General features: G+C 74.1%; 17 protein-coding genes. 8 read left to right on the top strand and 9 right to left on the bottom strand.

All coding sequences use genetic code 11. The annotated features are described in order from the left end of the window. Positions 1-36: 36 nt before the first annotated feature. From ACF1BN_RS16360 to ACF1BN_RS16350, 3 genes are all read right to left on the bottom strand, one after another. The gene (locus ACF1BN_RS16360) at positions 37-219 is read right to left on the bottom strand and encodes a Trm112 family protein (protein WP_360319567.1); all 183 of its coding nucleotides are present in this window, start codon (positions 217-219) and stop codon (positions 37-39) included. Positions 220-319: 100 nt separating this feature from the next. Next, on the bottom strand, positions 320-1687 hold the full coding sequence (locus ACF1BN_RS16355) for a phosphomannomutase/phosphoglucomutase (protein ID WP_392332287.1): 1368 nt from the start codon (positions 1685-1687) through the stop codon (positions 320-322). A 127-nt stretch (positions 1688-1814) separates the two neighbouring features. Continuing rightward, a complete protein-coding gene (locus tag ACF1BN_RS16350) occupies positions 1815-2243 on the bottom strand; it encodes a DUF3499 domain-containing protein (protein WP_392332308.1) in 429 nt (142 codons plus the stop codon). 310 nt (positions 2244-2553) lie between these two features. Between ACF1BN_RS16350 and ACF1BN_RS16345 the strand changes: the two genes are divergently transcribed. After that, complete coding sequence (locus ACF1BN_RS16345; protein WP_376599317.1) at positions 2554-3018, top strand: metallopeptidase family protein; 465 nt, start codon at positions 2554-2556, stop codon at positions 3016-3018. 226 nt (positions 3019-3244) lie between these two features. Here the strand turns inward: ACF1BN_RS16345 and ACF1BN_RS16340 are convergent, their stop codons facing one another. From ACF1BN_RS16340 to ACF1BN_RS16330, 3 genes are all read right to left on the bottom strand, one after another. Then, positions 3245-4768, bottom strand: coding sequence for a DUF5719 family protein (locus tag ACF1BN_RS16340; RefSeq protein WP_392332286.1), 1524 nt, complete (start codon positions 4766-4768; stop codon positions 3245-3247). Next, the gene (locus ACF1BN_RS16335; protein WP_392332285.1) at positions 4765-8547 is read right to left on the bottom strand and encodes a glycosyltransferase; all 3783 of its coding nucleotides are present in this window, start codon (positions 8545-8547) and stop codon (positions 4765-4767) included. Before ACF1BN_RS16335 ends, ACF1BN_RS16340 begins: the two co-directional genes overlap by 4 nt. A gap of 354 nt (positions 8548-8901) precedes the next feature. Then, complete coding sequence (locus tag ACF1BN_RS16330; protein WP_015033978.1) at positions 8902-9165, bottom strand: WhiB family transcriptional regulator; 264 nt, start codon at positions 9163-9165, stop codon at positions 8902-8904. A gap of 672 nt (positions 9166-9837) precedes the next feature. Between ACF1BN_RS16330 and ACF1BN_RS16325 the strand changes: the two genes are divergently transcribed. From ACF1BN_RS16325 to ACF1BN_RS16315, 3 genes are read left to right on the top strand one after another with little or no spacing between them, the layout of a single operon-like run. Further along, on the top strand, positions 9838-10359 hold the full coding sequence (locus tag ACF1BN_RS16325) for a cysteine dioxygenase (protein ID WP_392332284.1): 522 nt from the start codon (positions 9838-9840) through the stop codon (positions 10357-10359). Positions 10360-10372: 13 nt separating this feature from the next. Next, positions 10373-11329 (top strand): 2-phospho-L-lactate transferase, encoded by a 957-nt coding sequence (cofD, locus tag ACF1BN_RS16320; RefSeq protein ID WP_392332283.1) that lies wholly within the window; start codon positions 10373-10375, stop codon positions 11327-11329. After that, positions 11326-12645, top strand: coding sequence for a coenzyme F420-0:L-glutamate ligase (locus tag ACF1BN_RS16315; protein WP_392332282.1), 1320 nt, complete (start codon positions 11326-11328; stop codon positions 12643-12645). The genes cofD and ACF1BN_RS16315 overlap by 4 nt, the downstream gene beginning before the upstream one ends. Positions 12646-12670: 25 nt before the next feature. Here ACF1BN_RS16315 and ACF1BN_RS16310 read toward each other — a convergent pair whose 3' ends face one another. The 3 genes from ACF1BN_RS16310 to ACF1BN_RS16300 all read right to left on the bottom strand — a co-directional run bounded on the left by ACF1BN_RS16310 (position 12671) and on the right by ACF1BN_RS16300 (position 16402). After that, positions 12671-13630, bottom strand: a complete 960-nt coding sequence (locus ACF1BN_RS16310; protein ID WP_392332281.1) for a DNA-3-methyladenine glycosylase family protein — start codon at positions 13628-13630, stop codon at positions 12671-12673. 112 nt (positions 13631-13742) lie between these two features. Further along, positions 13743-14825 carry a sugar phosphate nucleotidyltransferase gene (locus ACF1BN_RS16305; RefSeq protein ID WP_392332280.1) on the bottom strand — a complete coding sequence of 361 codons (1083 nt, stop codon included), beginning with the start codon at positions 14823-14825 and terminating at the stop codon, positions 13743-13745. A gap of 104 nt (positions 14826-14929) precedes the next feature. Continuing rightward, a complete protein-coding gene (locus tag ACF1BN_RS16300) occupies positions 14930-16402 on the bottom strand; it encodes a peptidoglycan recognition protein (RefSeq protein ID WP_392332279.1) in 1473 nt (490 codons plus the stop codon). Positions 16403-16528: 126 nt separating this feature from the next. Between ACF1BN_RS16300 and ACF1BN_RS16295 the strand changes: the two genes are divergently transcribed. The 4 genes from ACF1BN_RS16295 (at position 16529) to ACF1BN_RS16280 (ending at position 22679) form a co-directional block, all read left to right on the top strand. Beyond that, complete coding sequence (locus tag ACF1BN_RS16295) at positions 16529-17281, top strand: TIGR03089 family protein (RefSeq protein ID WP_392332278.1); 753 nt, start codon at positions 16529-16531, stop codon at positions 17279-17281. A 229-nt stretch (positions 17282-17510) separates the two neighbouring features. Next, entirely contained in the window at positions 17511-18848 is a 1338-nt protein-coding gene (locus ACF1BN_RS16290; protein WP_392332277.1) for an LCP family protein, read from the top strand. Between the two features lie 245 nt (positions 18849-19093). Next, positions 19094-20869 carry an LCP family protein gene (locus ACF1BN_RS16285; protein ID WP_392332276.1) on the top strand — a complete coding sequence of 592 codons (1776 nt, stop codon included), beginning with the start codon at positions 19094-19096 and terminating at the stop codon, positions 20867-20869. 49 nt (positions 20870-20918) lie between these two features. Continuing rightward, on the top strand, positions 20919-22679 hold the full coding sequence (locus tag ACF1BN_RS16280; RefSeq protein ID WP_392332275.1) for an LCP family protein: 1761 nt from the start codon (positions 20919-20921) through the stop codon (positions 22677-22679). Positions 22680-22824 lie beyond the last annotated feature (145 nt).

Genomic DNA, 22824 nt, shown 5'->3' with positions numbered 1-22824 from the left:
GAACGCCTGCCCGGGGCGGCTGCCCGCGGGGCCGGGTCAGGCGGGGTGGCGGGCTTCGTCGACCAGGAGGACGGGGATGGCGTCGCGGACGGGGTAGGCGAGGCCGCAGTCGGGGGAGGCGCAGACCAGCTCGGGGGTCTCGTCCGCCGTGCGGTCGTTCAGCGGAGCGTGGCAGGCCGGGCAGGCCAGGATCTCCAGGAGGCCGGCTTCGAGCGGCATGGGGTGTCCCTTCGTACCAAGTGAATGGTGCTGGTCAGCCTACCGCCGGGGGCGGGGAGTCGCGGCTCGGCGAGCGGCGGCTCCCCGCGGTCCGGCGGGGTCAGGCGGTGGCGCGGACGAGGGCGAGGACCTCGTCGCGGATCTCGGCCATGGTGGCTTCGTCGCGGGCCTCGACGTTGAGGCGGAGCAGCGGCTCGGTGTTGGACGGGCGGAGGTTGAACCACCAGTCGGCGGAGGCGACGGTGAGGCCGTCGAGTTCGTCGAGGGTGATGCCGTCCCGGTCGCCGTAGGCGGCCTTGACGGCGGCGGTGCGGGCGGCCTGGTCGGCGACGGTGGAGTTGATCTCGCCGGAGCCGGTGTAGCGGTCGTAGGAGGCGACGAGCTCGGAGAGGGGGCCCTCCTGGCCGCCGAGGGCGGCGAGGACGTGGAGGGCGGCGAGCATGCCGGTGTCGGCGTTCCAGAAGTCCTTGAAGTAGTAGTGCGCGGAGTGCTCGCCGCCGAAGACGGCGCCGGACCTGGCCATCTCCTCCTTGATGAAGGAGTGGCCGACGCGGGTGCGGACGGGGGTGCCGCCGTTCTCGCGGACGACCTCGGGGACGGACCAGGAGGTGATCAGGTTGTGGATGATCGTTCCGCCGGGGTGCTTGGCGAGTTCGCGTGCGGCGACGAGGGCGGTGATGGCGGAGGGGGAGACGGGCTCGCCCCGCTCGTCGACGACGAAGCAGCGGTCGGCGTCGCCGTCGAAGGCGAGGCCGAGGTCGGCGCCCTCGGCGAGGACGCGGGCCTGGAGGTCGACGATGTTCTTCGGGTCGAGGGGGTTGGCCTCGTGGTTGGGGAAGGTGCCGTCGAGCTCGAAGTACAGGGGGACGGTGTCGAGCGGGAGGCCGTCGAAGACGGTGGGGACGGTGTGGCCGCCCATGCCGTTGCCGGCGTCGACGACGACCTTGAGGGGGCGGATCGCGGTGAGGTCGACGAGCGCCTTGAGGTGGGCGGCGTAGTCGGTGAGGGTGTCCCGCTCGGTGACGGTGCCGGGGGTGGCGGCGGCCTCGGGGGCGCCTTCCTCCAGCCAGCGCTCGGCGAGGGCGCGGATGTCGGCGAGGCCGGTGTCCTGGCCGACGGGGGCGGCGCCGGCGCGGCACATCTTGATGCCGTTGTACTGGGCCGGGTTGTGCGAGGCGGTGAACATGGCGCCGGGCAGGCCGAGGCTGCCGGAGGCGAAGTAGAGCTGGTCGGTGGAGCAGAGCCCGATGAGGGTGACGTCGGCGCCGAGGCGGGCCGCTCCGCGCGCGAAGGCGTCGGAGAGTCCGGGCGACGAGGGGCGCATGTCGTGGCCGACGACGACGGCGTCGGCGTTCGTCACGCGGACGAAGGCGGCGCCGAAGAGTTCGGCGACCTTCTCGTCCCACTGGTCCGGGACCACCCCGCGGACGTCGTACGCCTTCACGATCTGCGACAGATCGGCAGTCACGGATCCACCCTCCTGAGTTCTCGGCACGCGTGTGTGCGGCGCGTGTGCGGAACGCCCAAACTACCCGGGACGGGGGGTGGGACACGCGGCGGTGGCCTGTTGTGGCCGCCTCGGGGGTGGTCCGGGGTCAGTTGTCGGGGGAACGGAGCACCCGGAGGTGTCCGCGGCGGCCGACCTCCATGGGGTCGCCGCTCCGTCCGCCGGGCTTGCCGGCGTCGGTGGCGCGCTCCGGGGGGCGGGCCGCTTCCCGGACCGCGTTGGCCAGGGCTTCGAGGTCGTCGCCGCTGGGGCGGGCGGGGGCGGATCCGTCGGAGAGCCGCACGACCTCCCAGCCGCGCGGGGCGGTGAGGCGTTCGCTGTGCTCGGCGCACAGGTCGTAGCAGTGGGGCTCGGCGTAGGTGGCGAGCGGGCCGAGGACCGCGGTCGAGTCGGCATAGACGTACGTCAGTGTCGCGACGGCAGGGCGGCCGCACGCGGTGCGCGAACAGCGACGTACAGGGCTCACGACGTTGGACGGTACCGCACTCTTGAGCGGGCCGCGACGACTCTCCCCCAGGTCACTCCACCGTGTCGTGGTGTGACGTCCGACACCCCCGTTCGAGTGGCGCCCGTTCTGACCTGCGGCGAAGGGGGCGCACGGGGGGTGGCACGGGGGGCGTTCCGGACAGCTTGATGGAGGAATCCGGTCAGGGGCGGCCGGATGGCCGATCGCGGGCGGGTGCCGAATCGTTCCTCGGGGCTGCCGGAATGTTCACGTTTCGACAGGGGGTGGGGGTGGGGAGGGCGTGGGGGCGGGGTGGGGCGCGCCGATCGGCGGGTCCGTGCCACCGTGCGGAGTGACCCAGGAGAGTTACGCTGCGTCAGTGATGGACACTCCTGTGCCGCCCGGGCCGCCGGGCCCCCCGCAGAGCTCCGGGGAGCCGCCGGCCGAGCCGCGGGTCCGCCGCCGCGACCGGCACGGCCGCGGGATGCGGGGGCCGGTCGCGCCGCCGCAGGTCCCGCTGTCGGTGAGCCGGGCCGACACCTTCCGCGATCTGGTCCTGGACTCGGTGGAGCGGCTGGAGCGGCGCTGGCCGCAGCTCCAGGACGTCGAGTTCATGATCATGGAGGTGCCTCCGGTGGTGTCCGGCGAGACGGTGCCGCTGGGCGGTTCCGTGCCGGCGGAGAAGCGGGAGCCCGCGAAGGTGGTCGTCTACCGGCGGCCGGTCGAGATCCGCTCCAAGTCGCGGGACGAGCGGGCGGTGCTGGTGCACGAGGTCGTGGTGGAGCAGGTGGCCGAGCTGCTCGGCCTCTCCCCCGAGTCCGTCGATCCCCGGTACGGGCAGGACTGAGCCCGTAGCGGCGGGGGCGCGGGGCGTGCCCGCCGGCGAGGAGGGCGGGAGCATGCCCCTGCCGGCGAGGGCGCGGGAGCGTGCCCGTGCCGGAGCGGGAGCCAGGACCGTGGCCTTACCGGCGAGGGTCCCGGGACCCTGGCCGGCGGCGCAGGGTCGGGCTCGTGCCGGGAGGGCGCGGGACCGGGCCCCGTACGGGCGGCCGCGCGTCCTGCGTGCCCGGGCGTCAGTCGTCGAGGACCTTGAGGTCCTGGCGGGCGGTGGGGACCTGGACGGTGCCGCGGTCGTCCACCAGGGTCTGGACGGTGAACATCGGGACGCCGTCCTCGGTGACGGTGAGCATCCGCGCCGCGTGGACCGGTCCGCCGCCCGCGACCGGTTCGACGGTCAGCGCGTAGGAGCCCTTGACGCCCTTGGGGGCGAGGTCGGTGAGGACCGTCGTGGTGCCCGCCTTCAGCGAGACCGTGCGGGTGGCGGGGGTGCCGCCCTGGGTGCCGGCCGAGGCGGTGACCTTCACCTGGGCGGCGCCCTCGGGGGCGGTGAGGGTGAGGGCGGTGCCCTTGGCCCGGTTGTCGGCGACGGTGGCGCGGGCGGTGACGGGGGCGGCGGCGGGGATGAAGGCCATCTCCGTGTCCGTGCCCTTGCCGCGGACGATCTTGAGCGCGGCCACGACCGGGACCTGCTTCTTGGGGTCGGTCGGGGTGAGCAGCAGGGAGGCGGCGCTTCCCCGGGTGAGGTCCGGGAGGTCGACGAAGGCGGTCATACCGGCTTTGACGTGCAGTGACTCGGCGGCGGCGGGGACGATCGTGCCGTTGGGGGTGACCAGCTGGATCTTCAGGTCGGCGTCGGATTCGCCGGGGGCGAAGGCGACGAGGCGGACGCCGGTGGCGTCGGCGGGGATGCCGGGGAGGAGGGCGCGGGCCGCCGGGTCGGCGGAGGCGGAGAGCCAGTCGCTGCCCACGCCGTCGGCGGCGGAGCCGAGGGCGGCGCCGACGCGGCCGCTGCGGGTGGTGACGTGGGCCGTCAGGTTCTCCTGGGCGCCTCCGGTGACGAGGGGGCCGAGGAGGACGGGGACGGTGGAGCGCGGCGGGATCTGGACGCCCTCGGGGATGGTGGTCTTCAGCTCGCCCTCGGGGCCGTACAGCTCGATGTCGGCGACGGCGAGGGTGTCGTCCGGGTTGGTGAGGTGGATGTAGTCGGCGCGGCCCTCGGCGGTGGAGGCGGCCGGGAACCAGAGGTCGGTGTCGGGGGCGGAGCAGCCGACGCCGAGCAGGCCGCGGGCGGCGCCGGCCGGGACGAGGGTGGTCTGCTGGACGGTCCAGCCGGGGGCGAGGGCGCCGGTGGCCGTGCCGGCGAGTCCGTGGCCGACGGCGCCGTCCGTCTCGACGGAGACGGGCTTGCCGGGGGCGGTGACGGAGGCGGGGGCCTTGGGGGCCTTGCCCTTCTTGCCGGCGGCGTTCGGGTTCTTGGCGATGCCGAGGACGGCGGTGGGCTTGGGCGCCTCGCCGGTGCCGGCGGCGGGGGCCGTGGTGCCGGGCGGGGTGTAGGAGGTGGTGAGGGTCTCGGCGATCTCGGAGACGCTGGGGGCGGGGCAGAGCAGGCTGGTGCGCTCGACGGGGAGGCGGGCCGCCCGGGGTGCGGGGGCGGCGGACGCGGCGGTGGGCTCGCCGGGGGCGGTCAGGGCGGCGAAGCCGGTGACGGCGGCGAGCGCGGTGGCGACCGCGATCAGGGAGAGGGTGGTGCGCTTCACTGGTTGCTGCTCCCGTCGGGACGCTGCTCGGTCTCGTGGCCCTGGGGGTATCCGTAGCCCTGGTCGTGGCCGGGGTGGCCGGCGTGGGGGTCGTAGCCCTGGGGGTTCTGCGGGTCGTAGCCCTGGGGCGTCTGCCCGGGGTCGTACGCCGGGGGCTGCTCGTAGCCCTGGGGCTGGGCGTAGCCCTGAGGGTCGTAGCCCTGCTGGGGGTAGCCGCCCTGGGCGGGATAGCCGTCCTGGTCGTAGCCCTGGGGCTGGTCGTAGCCCTGCTGGGGGTAGGTGTACGCCTGCTGCTGGTACGGGTCGGCGTACTCCTGGGCGTAGCCCTGCTGGTCGTACGCCGGGGCGTACTGCTGCTGGGCGTAGGCCGGGTCCTGTCCCGCGGTGTCCCACGCGTCCGGTTCGGCGGTCTGCTGGCCGGGGATGGCGGGGGGCGCGTCGGGGTGTTCGGTGCCGGGGGTGTCGGGCCAGGCGTCGGGCGCTTCGGCGGAGGCGGCCGCTGCGGCGGCGGTCTCGGCCTCGGCGGCGGCGCGCAGGCGGCGGGCGCGGCGGCCGTCGCCGTCGGCGGCCTGGGCCGGGATGGCCGTCTCCTCCTCGGGGAGGTCGTCGTCGATCTCGCGGCGGCGGCCGGGCAGGGCGAGGACGACGAGGAGGACGGCGAGGCCGAGCTGGGTCCAGATCCAGACGGTGTGCGCGAACGGCTCGTCGTGGGTGAGGTCGAGGCGGCCGCCCTCGGTGGGGAGCTGGAAGCCCTGGGCCCAGCCGTCGAGGGTGGTCGGGGTGAGCTCCTTGCCGTCGAGGGTGGCGGTCCAGCCCTCGTCGGCGCGGTCGGCGACGCGCAGTACGCGGCCGGAGGGGCCGGCCGGGATGTCGGCGTGGGCCTCGACGGGGCCGGCGGGGACGAGGACCGGCTTGGCGGCGGGGGTGTCGTCGGTCTGTTCGGCGCCGGGTTCGGCGGCGGGCGGGACGATCATCACGCGGGCGATCTCGCGGTCGACGCGCCAGAGCGCGGCGCCGTCGAGCTGGCTGAGCCGGGAGATGCCGGGGGTGGTGTCGAGGACGCGGCTCATCTGGCGCGGTGAGCCGTCCTTGACGAGCACGTACCGGATGGCGAAGGCGCTGAGTTCCTGCGTCTGGTCGGCGCCGGAGCCGGCGACGAGCTTGGCGACGACGGAGTCGAGGCGGGGGTCGGGCTCGGCGGTGGCGGTCAGTTCGGCGTCGCCGAGGCGGGCGCCGGAGCCGCGGACCAGGGTGTAGTCGACGGCGCCGGGCGAGCTGCCGGAGAGCACCAGAGTGCGGGGCTGGTCCGCCTGGCGGCTCTCCTCGGCGACGAAGGCGGGGACCTGGACGGGGTCGCGGCGGCTGAGCGGGCCGTCGGCGCCGCCGATCATCCAGCCGACGGCGGCGGCGGCGGGGCCGAGGGCGCAGGCGAGGGCGATGAGGGCGGCGACGGGCTGGCGCCAGCCGAAGCCGTGGGCGGCGACGCGGGTGCGACCGCCCTCGGCGCCGAGCATGCCGGCGGCGATGAGGGCGGAGCCGAGGACGAGGGTGGCGGGGCCGGCCCAGCCGGTGCCGTCGGCGCCGTTGCTCAGGGCGGCGAGGAGGAGGCCGGCGAGGGCGGCGGTCCAGGCGGCGAGGACGGCGAAGCGGCGCTCCTCGCGGAGGAGGGCGGCGAACGCGGCGAGGACCAGGCCGAGGAGGAGGAGACCGCCGGTGGTGCCGGGGCCGCCGGGGTTGCTCGCGAGCAGGTCGACGGCGGAGGCCGTGCCGGTGCGCAGGTCGATCCCGGCCTCGTGGAGGAAGGCGGCGGGGTCGGTCAGGAGCGTGAGCGACCAGGGGGCCAGCGCGAGGATCGGGGTGCCGACGGCGGCGAGGAAGCGGAGCCCGTACGCGGTGAGGTCGTCGCGGCGGACGGCGAGGACGCCGAGGCCGAGGAGGACGGCGAGCGGCCACACGATCGGGGTGAAGGCGGTGGCGACGGTGAGGAGCAGCGCGTAGGCCCAGGTGGCGCGCCAGCTGCCGCGGTCGGGGCGGTTGAAGCCGTGGGCGCCGACGGCGGCGCGGGCGATCAGCGGGAGCAGGATCGCGAGGATCGCGGTGCCGAGCCGGCCGGTGGCGAGGGCGCCGGTGGCGGCGGGCAGGAAGGCGTACGTGACGGCGCCCCAGGCGAGCAGCAGGCGGGAGCCGACGAGGCCGCGGGCGGCGAAGTAGGCGGTGAAGCCGGCGAGCGGGACCGAGCAGACGAGCAGCACGGTGAGCGCGGTCGAGGTGGAGCCGAGGAAGAGGGCGGAGAGCGCGGCGAGGATGCCGAGGTAGGGCGGGGCGCTCTGGGTGCCGCCGGTGCCGAGGGTGTGCCAGGCGTCCGCGTACTTGCCCCACAGTTCGGAGACGGTGTCGGGGGCGGGCAGCAGGACGCCGCCGGCGAGGGAGCCGCCGGCGAAGAGGTTGCGGCAGGCGACGAGGGAGACGACGAGGAGGAGGGCGAAGAGGACCGGGCCCGGCTTGCGGGCGATCTTCTTCAGGCGGGCGAACTGCTCGATCTCCAGGAAGTCGGCGTCGTCGCCGCCGGGTCCGGACTCGACGGTGCCGTGGCGGGAGCCGCCGGAGTCGGCCTCGTCGCCGCCGAAGTGGGAGGCGAGCTGTTCGGCGGCGGCGCGGACGGTGGCGCCGGGCGGCGGGAAGAGGGGGCGGAGCTCGGCGGGCGGCACCTCGGGGTTCTTGCGCCGTCCGCGGGCGGCGAGGACCTTCTCGGGGCGCAGCAGGGTGGCGAGGAGGCCCATGATCTCGTCGACGGCCTGGCCGGGGGCCTTGCCGACGAGGAGGCCGAGGGTGCGCAGGACCGTGCCGAGGACGAGGCGCAGGAGGACGTAGGGGAGGGCGCGGCCGGAGGTGTTGGCCAGCAGCGTGTAGACGGCGGCGGCCTTGTCGACGCGGTGCGGGCTGGCGGCCGTGCGGCCGGCGCAGTCGACGGAGCGGCGCTCGCGGGCGGAGGCCTCGGCGTGCCGGAGGACGGCGTCGGGGGCGATGAGGACGCGGTGGCCGGCGGAGTGGGCGCGCCAGCAGAGGTCGACGTCGTCGCGCATGAGGGGCAGGCGGCGGTCGAAGCCGCCGAGCTCCTCGAAGACGTCCCGGCGGATGAGCATGCCGGCGGTGGAGACGGAGAGGACGGGGCGGATCTGGTCGTGCTGGCCCTGGTCCTGCTCGCGCCGGTCGAGGCCGGTCCAGCGGCGGCCGCTGCGGGCGATGGTGACGCCGGCTTCGAGGAGTTGCTTCCTGTCGTACCAGCCGCGCAGCTTGGGGCCGATGACGGCGGCGTACGCGTCGGAGTCGGCGACGCGCAGGAGTTCGGCGAGGGCGCCGGGCTCGGGGGCGCAGTCGTCGTGGAGCAGCCAGAGCCACTGGACCGGCTCGCCGTGCGGGAGTTCGGGGAGGTCGTACGCCTCGTCGTTCCAGGTGCGGCTGACGGGGTCCCAGCCGCTGGGGCGCTTGAGGTAGGGCAGGTCCTCGGGTCCGAGCACGGGGGCGGTGCGGACGGCCTCGTCGACGGCGGCGCCGAAGCCGGTGCGGCGTGCGAGGTGCAGGACGCGGTCGGCGCCGATGGCGTCGGCGACGAGCTGCGCGGAGTCGTCGGCGCTGCCGGTGTCGGCGGCGACGACGGTCTGCACCGGGCGCTCCTGGGCGAGCAGCCCGGAGAGCGCGTCGGGCAGCCAGCGGGCTCCGTCGTGGGTGACGAGCACGGCGGTGACGACGTGCCTGGGGAACTCAGGAGTTGAGGACATCGAGGTACGGGCCCTCCGGCCGGGGTCGCCCGCGGTGGGGCGGGGGGAGCGTCTCGGACGGAGGCCCACACTAGTGGTTGCGGGTGCGGGGGCTCGGCTGTGCGGGTCCCTGGGCGGGCGTGCGAGGGGTGGGCACGGCTCCCCGGGGCGGGGGTGCGGGGAGCGCGAATCGGCTCCGGGGCGGGAGTACGGGGAGCGGGGGCGGGTCCCCGGAGGGGCCGGGGGCGGCCTTCGGGGGCGGGGGTGCCCGGCCTCCTGATCGCCGGGCGGGACGGGCGTCCCGGGACGAGGAACGGTCCGCCTCCTGTGCCGGGCACAGGGACGGACCGTGGGGTGGTTTTCGGACGGGCCGGTTCAGACGGCGGCCTTCTTCAGGCGGCGGCGTTCGCGTTCGGAGAGACCGCCCCAGATGCCGAAGCGCTCGTCGTTCTGGAGCGCGTACTCCAGGCATTCGGAGCGGACTTCGCAGGCGAGGCAAACCTTCTTGGCCTCGCGGGTCGAGCCGCCCTTCTCGGGGAAGAAGGACTCGGGGTCGGTCTGGGCGCACAGCGCGCGCTCCTGCCAGCCGAGTTCCTCGTCCGCGTCCTCGACCAGCAGTTCCTGGAACAACTCGGTCATCTGCGCCCCTCGTCCGTCTGTGCGTCCCGTGGTGTGGCCGTGATCGAAACGGCCGAACGACACGAGTGAAATTACAAGTTCGTGCTCTGTGCGAGTCAAGCCGAGATCTGCTATTGGGCCCCGTATTCACTCTGCGGAACCAAGCCTATGCGGAAAGTGTTCAAATCACCAAAAACCTGACACATGCCACCGGCCGTTCCCGCGGTGTCGTGCCTCCGTCCAGAAGGACGTACGAGACTTGGATCTTGTTGCGATCCAGCCATGGAAGCGATCCGGATCACAGTCCGATCACGAACGGTCCGGCCGCCGGCCATGTGCACGCGCACGACTGCTGCGCCGTATTGCCTGGTCCGGGGCTGAACAAACCTTTCTCCCGACACGGTAACCGGATGAGGTGAAACATTACCCCCAAATCGGGCATTGAGTTGACAGTCGGGTGCCCCTCCGGCCACTTTGGTGGCATGCCAGCGACCGCAGCGCCCTCCGCGACCCACGCCCGTGGGTACCGCCGCGCTGTCCAGGCCCGCTGCTGCTGTTGCTGTTCCAGCTGTTGATGCCACCGAGCTCCAGCGTCTTCCCCCAGCGTCACCCTGCGTCACCCGGTTCACCCGTACGTCCCCTGTGCCGTGACCCCCCACCGCTCTTCGTTTCTGCTGAGGAACCACCCCGCCCATGAACATGGACAGCGACCTTCAGATCGCCGGCGACCTCATGGAGGTCCCGCACCTGCTCCAGCCCGAGCGCGAGCACCCCGTCACCGTCGCCGAGTTCGCCGGCCTCGCCCGCGAGATCGCCGCCGACCGCTCCCGCTGGGCCCCCCACGTCGAGTACGACGCCACCACCCGCTGGTACCACCGCCTCCGCACCGGGCCCGGCTACGAGGTGTGGCTGCTCTCCTGGGTGCCCGGCCAGGGCAGCGGTCTCCACGACCACGGGCGCTCCTCGGGCGTCCTCACCGTCCTCCAGGGCGAGTTGACGGAGCGCACCGACCGCGGGGTGCGCGTGCTGCGGCCCGGCACGCAGCGGATCTTCGCGCCCGGCTACGTCCACGAGGTCGTCAACGACTCGCTGGAGCCGGTCGTCAGCCTCCACGTCTACTTCCCCGGCCTCACCGAGATGCCGATGCACGAGTCGTACCAGGGCCGGTGCGCGGCCCCGGCCGCCCCGGCCGCCCGGGAAGCCGTCACCGCCTGACAGACTGCTCCGCATGCGCATTGTGGTTCTGGCCGGTGGCATCGGTGGTGCCCGTTTCCTTCGCGGCCTCAAGCAGGCCGTCCCGGACGCGGAGATCACGGTCGTCGGCAACACCGGTGACGACATCCATCTCTTCGGGCTGAAGGTCTGCCCCGACCTGGACACCGTGATGTACACCCTCGGCGGTGGCATCCACGAGGAGCAGGGCTGGGGCCGCGAGGGCGAGACCTTCGCCGTCAAGGAGGAACTGGCCGCCTACGGGGTCGGACCCGAGTGGTTCGGCCTCGGCGACCGGGACTTCGCCACCCACATCGTCCGCACCCAGATGCTCGGCGCCGGCTACCCGCTGAGCGCCGTCACCGAGGCGCTCTGCGCCCGCTGGCAGCCGGGCGTGCGGCTGCTGCCGATGTCCGACGACCGCGTCGAGACGCACGTGGCGATCGAGGTCGACGGCGAGCAGCGGGCCGTGCACTTCCAGGAGTACTGGGTGAAGCTGCGCGCCTCCGTCGACGCCAAGGCCGTCGTGGCCGTCGGCGCGGAGGCGGCCACGCCGGCGCCGGGCGTCCTGGAGGCGATCGCCGGGGCCGACGTCATCCTCTTCCCGCCGTCCAACCCGGTCGTCAGCGTCGGCACCATCCTCGCCGTGCCCGGCATCCGCGAGGCGGTCGCCGCCGCGCCCGCGCCGGTCGTCGGCCTCTCCCCCATCGTCGGGGACGCCCCCGTGCGCGGGATGGCCGACAAGGTGCTCGCCGCGGTCGGCGTCGAGTCGACGGCGGCGGCCGTGGCCCGCCACTACGGCTCCGGGCTCGTCGACGGCTGGCTGGTGGACACCGTGGACGCCGGGTCCGTCGCCGACGTCGAGGCGGCGGGCATCGCCTGCCGGGCCGTGCCGCTGATGATGACCGACACGGACGCCACCGCCGAGATGGCGCGGGCGGCGCTCGCGCTGGCCGAGGAGGTCCGCCGGTGACGGCGGATCCCGCGGCGCACGCGCCCTCGTACCGGGTGTGGGGGGTGACCGGGCTGCCCGAGGTGGCGCCCGGTGACGACCTCGCCGAGCTGATCGCCGCCGCCTCCCCCGGCCTGGAGGACGGCGACGTCCTGCTGGTCACCTCCAAGATCGTGAGCAAGGCGGAGGGCCGGATCGTCGCCGCCGACGACCGCGAGGAGGCCATCGACGCCGAGACGGTACGGGTGGTGGCGCGGCGCGGCACCCTGCGGATCGTCGAGAACCGGCAGGGGCTCGTCATGGCCGCGGCCGGCGTCGACGCCTCCAACACGGCCGCCGGGACGGTGCTCCTGCTGCCGGAGGACCCCGACGGGTCGGCGCTGCGGATCAGGACCGGGCTGCGCGAGGCGCTCGGCGTCGACGTCGGCGTCGTCCTCACCGACACCTTCGGGCGGCCCTGGCGCTCCGGGCTCACCGACGTGGCGATCGGCGCGGCCGGGGTGCGGGTCCTGGACGACCTGCGGGGCGTCACCGACTCCCACGGCAACGAGCTGAACGTCACCGTCGTCGCCACCGCCGACGAACTCGCCGCGGCGGGCGACCTCGTGAAGGGCAAGGCCACCGGGGTGCCCGTCGCGGTCGTGCGCGGGCTGCCGCACGTGGTCGGCGGCGACGGCGAGCCGGGCGCCCGGGCGCTCGTGCGGACCGCCGCCGACGACATGTTCCGGCTGGGCACCTCGGAGGCCGTGCGGGAGGCGGTGACGCTGCGGCGGACCGTACGGGAGTTCACCGACGACCCCGTCGACCCCGGAGCGGTGCGGCGCGCGGTCGCCGCGGCCGTCACGGCACCCGCCCCGCACCACACCACCCCGTGGCGGTTCGTCCTCCTGGAGTCCCCCGGGACGCGGCTGCGGCTGCTCGACGCGATGCGGGACGCGTGGATCGCGGACCTGCGGCGGGACGGGAAGTCCGAGGAGTCCGTCGCGAAGCGGGTGCGGCGCGGGGACGTCCTGCGGAACGCGCCCTACCTCGCCGTCCCCTGCCTCGTCATGGACGGCTCCCACCACTACGGCGACCCGCGCCGCGACGCCGCCGAACGCGAGATGTTCGTCGTCGCGGCGGGCGCGGGCGTGCAGAACTTCCTCGTCGCGCTGGCCGCCGAGCGGCTCGGCTCCGCCTGGGTCTCCTCGACGATGTTCTGCCGGGACGTCGTACGGGAGGTGCTGGAGCTGCCGGAGCACTGGGACCCCATGGGCGCGGTCGCCGTCGGGCGGCCCGCCGCCCCGCCGAAGGACCGGCCGGGGCGGGTCGCCGCGGAGTTCGTCGAGGTGCGCTGACCCCGCCGCCGTCCGGCGTCCCGGCTCAGATGCGGGTGATGTCGTTGGGGGCGAAGCGGGGGGCGCGCCGGGGCGGGGTGTGGCCGCTGAGCAGGATGAGGCGGGCCGCCCGGTGGCGCTGGCCGGCGTAGGGGGCCAGGAGCTCCAGCATGGCCGCGTCGTCGGCCGTGCGGTCGCGCGCCAGGGCCCAGCCGATGATGCCGGGCAGGTGCAGGTCACCGGTGGTGACCTCGTCGGGGGCGCCGTTGCTGCGCTGGACGGTCTCGGCGGAGGTCCACGGGCCGATGCCGGGGATCAGCTCCAGGCGGGCGCGGGCGGCCGGCGGGTCCATGCGGGCCGCCTCCTCCAGGCGGGGGGCCACGCGGGCGGCACGGACGATGGTGGCGGCGCGCTTGTCGTCGACGTTCGCCCGGTGCCACTCCCAGGACGGGATCCTCGCCCAGGTGCGGGCGTCCGGCATCACGTACATCCCCTCGGGGGCCGGGCCCGGGGCCGGCTCGCCGTACCGGCGGACCAGGTCGCGCCAGGAGCCGTACGCCTCGGTCGTGGTGACCTTCTGCTCCAGGACGGTCGGGATCAGGGACTCCAGGACCAGTCCCGTACGGGTGAGGCGGAGGCCGGGGCGGCTGCGGTGGGCCGCCAGGACGAGCCGGTGGCGGGGGACGAAGGCGGCGGGGTCGTCCTCGGCGCCGAGGAGGGCGGGGAGGTGGGCGTCGAGCCAGGCCGCGCCGGGACCGTACGTGTCGGCCTCGACCTGCGCGCCGTCCGTCGCGCGGACCCGGAGCGTGCCGGGGCCCTCGGGGGTGCGGGTGGCGCGCCAGATCTCGCCGTCCCCGGTGACGCGGAAGGTGGGGTCGTACGGGCCCCTGCGCAGGGGCCCGAGGGTGAGGCGGAGGTCCGACCGCTCCGGCCCGCCCCGCGGACCGTCCATGTCGCCGCCGCGCGTGGTGGTGCGGGTGGGTCGTGGTACGAAGCGGCCGGCCATGCCTACGAGCGTAGCCGGGCGCGGGCGGGGCGCGCGGAGGCGTCGGGGGCGCGGGGGCTCCGGCGGGGTGCCGTTCCGCCGTGGGGCGACGGAACGGCGGTGCCGGTCCCGGCTACTGGTCCGAGCTGAAGCGGACCGTGCCCGCGGGGAGGGTCGCGTCGCACCAGACGCGGATGCCGTCGCGGAGTTCGTTGTCGGCGCCCACGTGGGCCCCGTCGCCGATGACCGCGCCCGTGAGGACCGAGCGGGCGCCGATGCGGGCGCCCGCGCCTATGAGGGAGTCGGTGATCACCGCGCCGGGTTCGACCACGGCGCCGGCCAGGAGGGTCGAGCCGATCACCCGGGCGCCCTCGCCGACCGTGGCGTCCGCGCCGACCACCGTGCCGCCCGTGAGCTTCGCGTCGGGGGCGACGCGGGCGGAGGGCAGGACGAGGCGGTCGCCGCAGCGGCCGGGGACGGCCGGGGACGGGGCGCGGCCGAGGACCAGGTCGGCGGAGCCGCGGACGAAGGCCTGCGGGGTGCCGAGGTCCAGCCAGTAGGTGGAGTCCACCATGCCCTGGAGGTGCGCTCCGGAGGCCAGCAGCTCCGGGAAGGTCTCGCGCTCGACGGAGACCGGGCGGCCGGCGGGGATCGAGTCGATCACCGAGCGGCGGAAGACGTACGCGCCGGCGTTGATCTGGTCGGTGACGATCTCCTCCGGGGTCTGCGGCTTCTCCAGGAAGGCCGTCACCCGGCCCGTCTCGTCGGTCGGGACGAGGCCGAAGGCGCGGGGGTCCTCGACGCGGGTGAGGTGGAGGGAGACGTCCGCGCCGGAGTCGGCGTGGGTGGCCACCAGGGCGCGGATGTCGAGTCCGGTGAGGATGTCCCCGTTGAAGATCAGGACCGGGTCGTCGGGGCCCGAGTGGAGGCGCGAGGCGACGTTGCGTATCGCGCCCCCGGTGCCCAGGGGTTCCTCCTCCGTCACGTACTCCAGGCTCAGGCCGAGGTCGGAGCCGTCGCCGAAGTGCGGTTCGAAGACCTCGGCGAGATAGGAGGTGGCGAGCACGATGTGCTCGACGCCGGCGGCCTTGGCCCGGGCCAGCTGGTGCGTCAGGAAGGGGACGCCCGCCGCCGGGACCATGGGCTTCGGCGTGTTGACCGTGAGCGGTCGCAGCCGTGTGCCCTTGCCACCGACCAGGAGGATCGCTTCTGTCACCTTGTCGTCTCTGCTTCCTGTTCGGGGCCGGTCAGCGCGCCCGTCTCGGTCGTCCGTGCGATATGACCGGTCAGTTTATGCGGATGGTTGCCTCCCTGCCCCCATCAGCTCCGTCCCTGGTACTTCGCCGAGGAGGTGCGCGCGGTCCCGAGCTTGCCGTAGAGACGGCCTCCGGGACACTCCGTGGCGAATCCGTCACGGTGTCCCGCGATGGCGTTGAAGCGGACCTGCTTGCCCTTCGCGTAGAGGTTGCCGCCGCCGGAGACGAGGGTCACGGTGCCCTTGGGGTTGATGGCGTGGAGCCCCAGTTTCCAGGCCGTCAGGCGGGCGACGGCGGTGACGACGGCGGCCGGCGGGGTGGTGCTGGTGAAGGTGCCGAGGACGGCGACGCCCATGCTGTTGGTGTTGAAGCCGAGGGTGTGCGCGCCGAGGACCGGCTTGGCCACTCCGCCGGCCCGGCCTTCGTAGATGTTTCCGCACTTGTCGACGGCGAAGTTGTAGCCGAAGTCACGCCATCCGCTGCTCTTCACGTGGTAGCGGTAGATACTGCGCAGGACGGAGGGCGCCTGGGCGCAGGTGTAGTTGTTGCCGGTGGCGCTGTGGTGGACGAAGGCCGCCTTGATCGTCTTGGTGTAGACGAAGCTCTTCTCGCGGATCGACTCGTCGGCGCCCCAGCCCTTGCGGGTGATGATCGCGGGGCGGGGGCCGATGTAGGGCGCCTTCGCGGCCTGGGCGGCCGCCTCCTGCGCGGCCGCCTCCCGGGCCTTCTGGACCTCCGCCTCCTGGGCGATCTCCTTGCGGACGATCTCCTTCTGGATCGGTGCGCCCTGGACGGTGTCGAGCCCGGCCGCGGGGAGGGTGTCGGGGATCACGGTCGAGCCGTACGGGGCCAGCGGGGTGTTCACGCCGCTCGCGGCGGCCTCCGCCGCGGTGAGGACGGCCGGCGGGGCCATCGCCCGGGTGCCGGGGGCCGGGGCGGGCCGAGGGCCGGGGGCCGGGGCGGCCGGCTCCTCGCCCGGGTCGATCAGTTCGAGGCGGAGTCCGGCGGGCAGCCGGACGGTCGCCCGCTCCGCCCCTGGTCCGGCCGGTTCGGCGAGTACGCGGATCTCGACGCCGTCCGAGTCGCCCACCCAGAGCGGGGCGGTGGAGCCGCGGAGGGTTCCGGAGGCGCCTTCGGCGGTCCCGGGGTCGGCGCCGTGCTGGTCGTTGTGGGTCTCGACGTCCTGCCACTCCGACCAGGCGCCGTCCGCGGCGGAGCGGGTGCGGACCTGGACGGTGCCGTGGAGCACGGCGGCCGGGTCGTTCCAGACCACGCCGACGAGGGAGAAGGGTCTGACGTCCCGTCGGGTCAGGCCCTGCTCGGGCGCGGCGCCCGGATCGGAACCGAAGGAGCGGACGGAGGCGCCCAGCGGACGGAGCGGCAGCGACTGGGTGGAGCCCGGCAGCTCGTCCTGAGTCGGTGGCAAGGCGGCCGCCGCCGGGCGCGCGGTGGCCGTCGCGGGGGCGGCGAGGGTGACCGGCAGGGCGAGCGCGGTCGCGCAGGCGACGGCGATCGAGGAGGCGAGTGAGGCACGCATGGGCCGATCGTGGGCAGCGGGCGGGCGGGGCGCGCGCCGGGAGACGGACGGCGCGTCAGGCCGACCGGAGGACGCCGTCACCGGAACGGCCCAGGGCGGTGCGCGGGCCCGCGTACCCTGTGCGGCGTGAACGCCAGCGACCGCACCCCCGCCGACCTGCTGCGATCCGCGCTCGCCGCGGACCCCGCCCGCCCTCTGGTCACCTACTACGACGACGCCACCGGTGAACGGGTGGAATTGTCCGTCGCCACCTTCGCCAATTGGGTGGCGAAGACGGCGAACCTCCTCCAGGGCGAGCTGTCCGCCGAGCCCGGCGACCGGCTCGCGCTGCTGCTGCCCGCGCACTGGCAGACCGCCGTCTGGCTGCTCGCCTGCTCCTCGGTCGGGGTGACGGCCGAGCTGGGCGGCGACCCGGCCGACGCGGACCTCGTGGTGGCGGGACCCGAGGCGCTGGAGGCGGGCCTGGCCTGTTCCGGGGAGCGGATCGCGCTCTCCCTGGCGCCGCTGGGGCGCCGCTTCCCGGCCGCGCCCGCCGGCTACGCGGACTACGCGGTCGAGGTACCGGGCCAGGGCGACCGCTTCGCCCCGTTCGTCCCGGTCGACGCGGACGCGCCCGCGCTCGTCGTCGACGGTACGGACCGCAGTGGCGCCCAGCTCGTCGAGCAGGCGCGGCTGGACGCCGTGCGGCTGGGGCTCGGCCCCGGCTCCCGGCTGCTCTCCGGGCTGCCGTACGAGGGCTGGGAGGGGCTGTCGGCCGGGCTGTACGCGCCGCTGGCCGCCGGCGGCTCCGTGGTGCTGTGCCGGAACACGGCCGGGCTGGCGCCGGAGGCGCTGGAGAAGCGCATCGAGAGCGAGCGGGTCACGGCCACGGCGCTCTGAGGTCCCCGGGCGCCGGGGGACGCGGTCTCCCGGCGCGTCCGGTGCGTCCGGTGCACCCGTTCGGCCGATCGACGCGCCGCGTACCCGCGACCCCGGGGCCGGTGCGGTACATGATCGGCCCGGGGGGAGTCGTCTCCTCCGTACAACCCCGCGTCGGGTCCGGCCGTCCTCCTTGTGCGAACGCCGGGCGCCCGACGCGCCCGAGACGCCTCGAAGGACGGACGACGACGTGACGGACCGCGCGGGCACACCCGCCGAACCGGACCCGGAACCGACGCCGGAACCGACCCCGGACGACGGCAACGCCCCCTCCGCCGAGAAGGCCTCCACCGAGAAGCCCGCCGGGGACGAGGGCCCCGGGGACGACACCTCCGGGGACGGCGGTCCCGAGGACGGCGGTCCCGAGGGCGAGGCCTCCGGGGGCGACGGTCGCGAGGGGGCTTCCCGGCCGCGCCGGCACTGGCTGCGGTGGACCGCGCTCGGGGTCTCCGTGGTGCTGCTCGGTGCGGCCGGCACCGGATGGTGGTTCTACCGGAAGCTCGACGACAACATCACCACGGACACCACCGCCGCCGACGAACTGCGGCGGTACGAGAAGGAGCGCCCCGCCGCCGGCGTGACGGCCGCGCAGAACATCCTCCTCATCGGCTCGGACACCCGCTCCGGCGCGGGGAACCGCGAGTACGGGCGGGACAAGGGCACCCAGCGGTCGGACACCGTGATCCTGCTGCACCTGGCGGCCGACGAGTCGAGCGCGACGGCCGTGTCGATCCCCCGCGACCTGATGGTGACGATCCCGAGCTGCGCCAGGACCGAGGGGGGCCGGACACGGGAGCAGAAGGCGCAGTTCAACTGGGCCTTCGAGTGGGGCGGGACGGCGTGCACGATCCGTACCGTCGAGAAGCTGACCGGGATCCGGGTCGACCACCACATGGTGATCGACTTCCGGGGCTTCAAGAAGATGGTGGACGCGGTGGACGGCGTCGAGGTCTGCCTCAAGGAGCCGGTGAACGACAGCGACGCCAAGCTGAAGCTGCCGGCGGGGCGCCAGACGCTCGACGGGGAGCAGGCGCTGGGCTTCGTACGGGCCCGCAAGTCGCTGGGGAACGGCAGCGACACCGAACGGATGGACCGGCAGCAGATGTTCCTGGGCGCGCTGGTCAACAAGGTGCAGAGCGACGGGGTGCTGCTGAACCCGACGAGGCTGTACCCGGTGCTCGACGCGGCCACGAAGTCGCTCACGACCGACCCGGGGCTCGACTCGCTGCGCGACCTGTACGACCTGGCGCGGACGATGCGGGCGATCCCGACGGAGAAGGTGCAGTTCCTGACGGTGCCTCGTCGTCCGTACACATACAACGCGAACAGGGACGAACTGGTACAGCCCGCCGCGAGTGACCTCTTCCGTCAACTCCGTGAGGACAGACCGGTCGTGGTGCGGAAAGCGGAACCGGAAGAGGGTTCCCGCGCATCCTCCGACGGGAAGCCGGACGACGCGGAGTCGCCCGTGCCGACGTCGACACCCACCTTCACCGGGCGGAACGCCGCGGAGGGGGTGTGCTCCTAGCGGCTGGGTGATCGTTGGGTAAAGGAGGACCCAAGGGGGGGAAGGGGGCGATGTGGTTTGGGTGGATTGCCCAGTTGTAAGGGGCGTGGAATTTGTCACTGGCGTCGCCCCGCGCTGAACTGGGCGGATAGTGTGACGCGATCCGGTGCACCCGACCGCGTGGTCGCACTCAGCCAAGGATCGAACGACCGAGTGGCGCCCTCAGGGGGAGGCGCCCCGCGTGGCACCGACGGAGGACAGGAACCGTGGACGCGCACAGCCGTGGACGGGCGGACGAGATCGACCCCGCCGACCAGTGGGTGCTCAACCCGCAGACCGGCAACTACGAACTGCGACTGGACCACTCCGCTGGGCAGCCGCCGCGTGACGGCTCCCACTCCGGTGCCGGCGCCTCCGGTTCCGGTACCCGCTCCGCGGCCCGGCCAACCGCCCCGGCGGAAACTCCCGTTCCCGGCCAGCGGCGCCGCCGCACGGCCGAACCGGAGACCGAGCCCGGCACGACCGGCGGCGGGAGCGGCGGCGGACGGATCCCGCCGCAGCGGCGGCGCAAGCGCAAGCAGGGCGCCGGCCGCAAGAAGAAGGTCCTGCTGTGGACCGGCGGCACGATGGCCTTCGTCCTCGTGGGCGGCGCCGTCGGCGCGTACGCGATCTACAGCAAGCTCAACGGCAACATCGACGTCGTGGACGTCGGCACCGCCGCCGTGAAGACGGAGGGGATGAAGGGGCCGCTCAACATCCTCATCATCGGCAACGACGTCCGCACCGGCGAGGGCAACGAGAGCTACGGCAACAAATCCAACGTCACCGGCCACGCCGACACGACCTTCCTCATCCACGTCTCCGAGGACCGCACCAACGCCACGGCGATGAGCATCCCGCGCGACCTCAAGATCGAGATCCCGGACTGCCCGACGACGGTCGACGGGGCCACCAAGGTCATCCCGGGCTCGGTCGGCACCACCAAGTTCAACGAGTCCTTCGGCGTCAACGGCCGCGACCCCGGCTGCACCATGCGGACCGTCACCAAGATGTCCGGCCTGCCGATCAACCACTTCATGATGGTCGACTTCAACGCTGTCAAGAAGCTCTCCACGGCCGTCGGCGGCGTCAAGGTCTGCCTCGCCAAGCCGATCCACGACAAGAACTACTCGAAGCTCAACCTCCCCGCCGGCGAGCACCGCGTCGAGGGCGAGCAGGCCCTGGCCTTCCTGCGGAACCGGCACGGCCTCGGCAACGAGAGCGACCTCGACCGCATCGAGCAGCAGAAGCAGTTCCTCGCCTCGATGATGCGCCAGCTCAAGGAGGACACCCTCGACAGCCCGACGCGGCTGCTGGACGTGGCCACCGCGGCGACCGAGTCGCTCACCGTCGACCAGGGGATCGGCGACGCGACGAAGCTCGTCTCCCTGGCGAAGGAGATCGCCAAGGTCGACCTGAAGAACATCACCTTCCTGACCGTGCCCGTGGTCGACAACCCGGACGAGCCGCCCAACGCGCGCGCCACGGTCGTCCTGAACTCGGTGAAGGCCCCGCAGGTCTTCAGCATGATCGAGCAGGACGTCTCCTTCACCGAGGTGAAGAAGAAGGAGGCCGACGCCAAGAAGGCGAAGAGCCAGGCACAGGCGAAGCTCCTCCAGGGCCCGAAGGCCCCGGCCGCCGAGGTCCGCGTCGACGTCTTCAACGGCAGCGGCATCCAGGGCGCGGCCCAGTCGACCATCCTCTGGCTCCAGAACGAGCAGGGCGTGCTTCGCTCGTCCAACAAGAGCAACGCCCCCGAGAAGGCGGCGAAGACCACGCTCAGCTACGCACCGAACCAGGCCGACCAGGCCCGCGCGCTCGCCGCGATGATGGGTCTGCCGGCCTCCGCCCTCAAGCAGGGCACCACGGCCGCCGGGGAGCGCGAGCCCATGACGCTCGTCCTCGGTGCCGACTTCAAGGGCGCGGGGGTGCCCATGACCGCTCCGACGAAGGCGCCGGACGTCGGTCAGCTGGAAGCGGACAAGAAGGTGTGCGCCCAGTGACCCGGGCACAGCGGGTCGTGGCGCGCCCTTGACGATGAGGGGACCTGGGGTGGGACAGAAAAGCGTGCGACGGGAGGGGACGCGGCAGTCGAGCGTTCCGCACGCCCGAGACGGCTGGGACGACGAACCGCACGGCGCCGCCGAGGCGACCGGTGCGGGCGGGGAGCAGGAGCCGGCCGGGGGGCCGGAGGCACCCGCCGCACCGGGCGGCCGGGCCGCCCGCAGGCGCGGCACGGCGGACACCGAGGGCGCCGGCACGGCCGGCGGCCGCGCGGCGGCCCGCAAGCAGGCCAAGAAGGCCGGCAAGCGGAAGGTGCTGCGCTGGTCGGCGATCGGCGTGGCGGTCCTGGTCCTCGGGACGGCCGGCGCCGGCTGGGCGTACTACGAGCACCTGAACGGCAACATCCGCAGCGGTGGCCGCGCGGGCGGCGACAGCGGCGTGAAGAAGGCCGCGCCGAACGCGCTGGGCGACACCCCGCTGAACATCCTGCTGATCGGCTCGGACAGCCGGTCGTCCGACGCGAACGTGGCGCTGGGCGGCGGCAAGGACCTGCGGGACGACAAGCCCCGGGCCGATGTGCAGATGCTGCTGCACGTCTCCGCCGACCGGCAGAACGCCTCGCTGATATCGATCCCCCGCGACACCGTGGTCCCGATACCCGAGTGCAAGAGCGAGGACGGCAAGGAGACCTTCCCGGCCACCACGACCCAGCCCATCAACTCCACGCTCGCGCGCGGCGGTCCGGGGTGCACGCTCACCACCTGGGAGAAGCTCACCGGCGTCTACGTCGACCACTGGATGATGGTCGACTTCGCGGGCGTGGTGGCGATGGCCGACGAGGTCGGCGGCGTCCCCGTCTGCGTCACCACCGGCGTGCACGACAGGTCGACCGCCCAGGTCAAGGGCGGCTCCGGTCTCAAGCTGAAGGAGGGCACCACCGAGGTCAAGGGCGAGCAGGCCCTCCAGTGGCTGCGCACCCGGCACGCCTTCGGCAGCGACCAGAACCGCGCCAAGGCCCAGCACATGTACCTCAACGGCATGCTGAAGAAGCTCCAGCAGCAGAACGCCTGGACCGACACCGGCCGGCTGATGGGCCTGGCGGAGACCGGCACCAAGGCGCTCCAGGTCTCCGACGGGCTCGACACTGTGGCCAAGCTCTTCGACCTCGGCATGCAGCTCAAGAACGTGAAGGTCGACCGGCTGTCGACGATCACCATCCCGACCGACCCCTACGCGCAGAACCCGGAGGCGTGGCTCCAGCCGAGGCCCGCGGACGCCGAGAAGATCTGGGATCTGCTCCGCAACGACGTCGCCATGGACAAGAACGGCGACAAGGCTCCCGCGAAGCCGACCGCCAAGCCGGCCGACGCCAAGCCGAAGCCGACCGCCGCCGCGCCCGCCTCCCTCGCCGTCACCGTCGTCAACGGGACCGAGGGCAACGACCTGCCCGCCGTCGAGGGCCGGGCCGGGGACATCAAGGACGCGCTGACCGGCAAGGGCTTCACCCAGGCCGACACCTCGAAGGAGGCCAAGCCCAGCAAGGGCACGGTCGTCGCCTACCCGAAGGCGGCCGGCGACCAGGGCCGCGCGGACGCCGAGTCCGTGGCGAAGGCCCTCGGCCTGCCCTCCTCCACCGTCCGCGCGGACGGCACCATCGGGAACATCACCCTCGTCGTCGGCGCGGACTGGCGCGAGGGCTCCGCCTACAAGGTGCCCGAGCGGAAGGCCGGCGACGTGCCGGACGGCGCGAACGACAAGGCGAAGTGCATGGACGTGTACTCGGTCTACCGCTGGGACGGCGTGAGCTGACCCGGCGGCAGGACGACCGGCGCCGGGGGGGCGGGGCCCCCCCCCCCGGGGGCCCCCCCCCCCGGGGGGGGGGGCCCCCGGGGGGGGGGGGGGGGCCGGGGGGGGGGCCCGGGGGGGGGGCCCGCCCGGCCCCCCCCCCCCCCCG

The organism is Streptomyces sp. NPDC014861 (assembly GCF_043081625.1).
GTDB lineage: Bacteria > Actinomycetota > Actinomycetes > Streptomycetales > Streptomycetaceae > Streptomyces.
This window is presented reverse-complemented; position numbering and strand designations above follow the sequence as displayed.

Bases quoted from the DNA above. Each gene is read 5' to 3' on its own strand.
- ACF1BN_RS16325 (WP_392332284.1), top strand. From the start codon at position 9,838: ATGAACATGGACAGCGACCTTCAGATCGCCGGCGACCTCATGGAGGTC.
- ACF1BN_RS16300 (WP_392332279.1), bottom strand. From the start codon at position 16,402: ATGCGTGCCTCACTCGCCTCCTCGATCGCCGTCGCCTGCGCGACCGCG.
- ACF1BN_RS16345 (WP_376599317.1), top strand. From the start codon at position 2,554: ATGGACACTCCTGTGCCGCCCGGGCCGCCGGGCCCCCCGCAGAGCTCC.
- cofD (WP_392332283.1), top strand. From the start codon at position 10,373: ATGCGCATTGTGGTTCTGGCCGGTGGCATCGGTGGTGCCCGTTTCCTT.
- ACF1BN_RS16330 (WP_015033978.1), bottom strand. From the start codon at position 9,165: ATGACCGAGTTGTTCCAGGAACTGCTGGTCGAGGACGCGGACGAGGAA.
- ACF1BN_RS16360 (WP_360319567.1), bottom strand. From the start codon at position 219: ATGCCGCTCGAAGCCGGCCTCCTGGAGATCCTGGCCTGCCCGGCCTGC.
- ACF1BN_RS16335 (WP_392332285.1), bottom strand. From the start codon at position 8,547: ATGTCCTCAACTCCTGAGTTCCCCAGGCACGTCGTCACCGCCGTGCTC.
- ACF1BN_RS16310 (WP_392332281.1), bottom strand. From the start codon at position 13,630: ATGGCCGGCCGCTTCGTACCACGACCCACCCGCACCACCACGCGCGGC.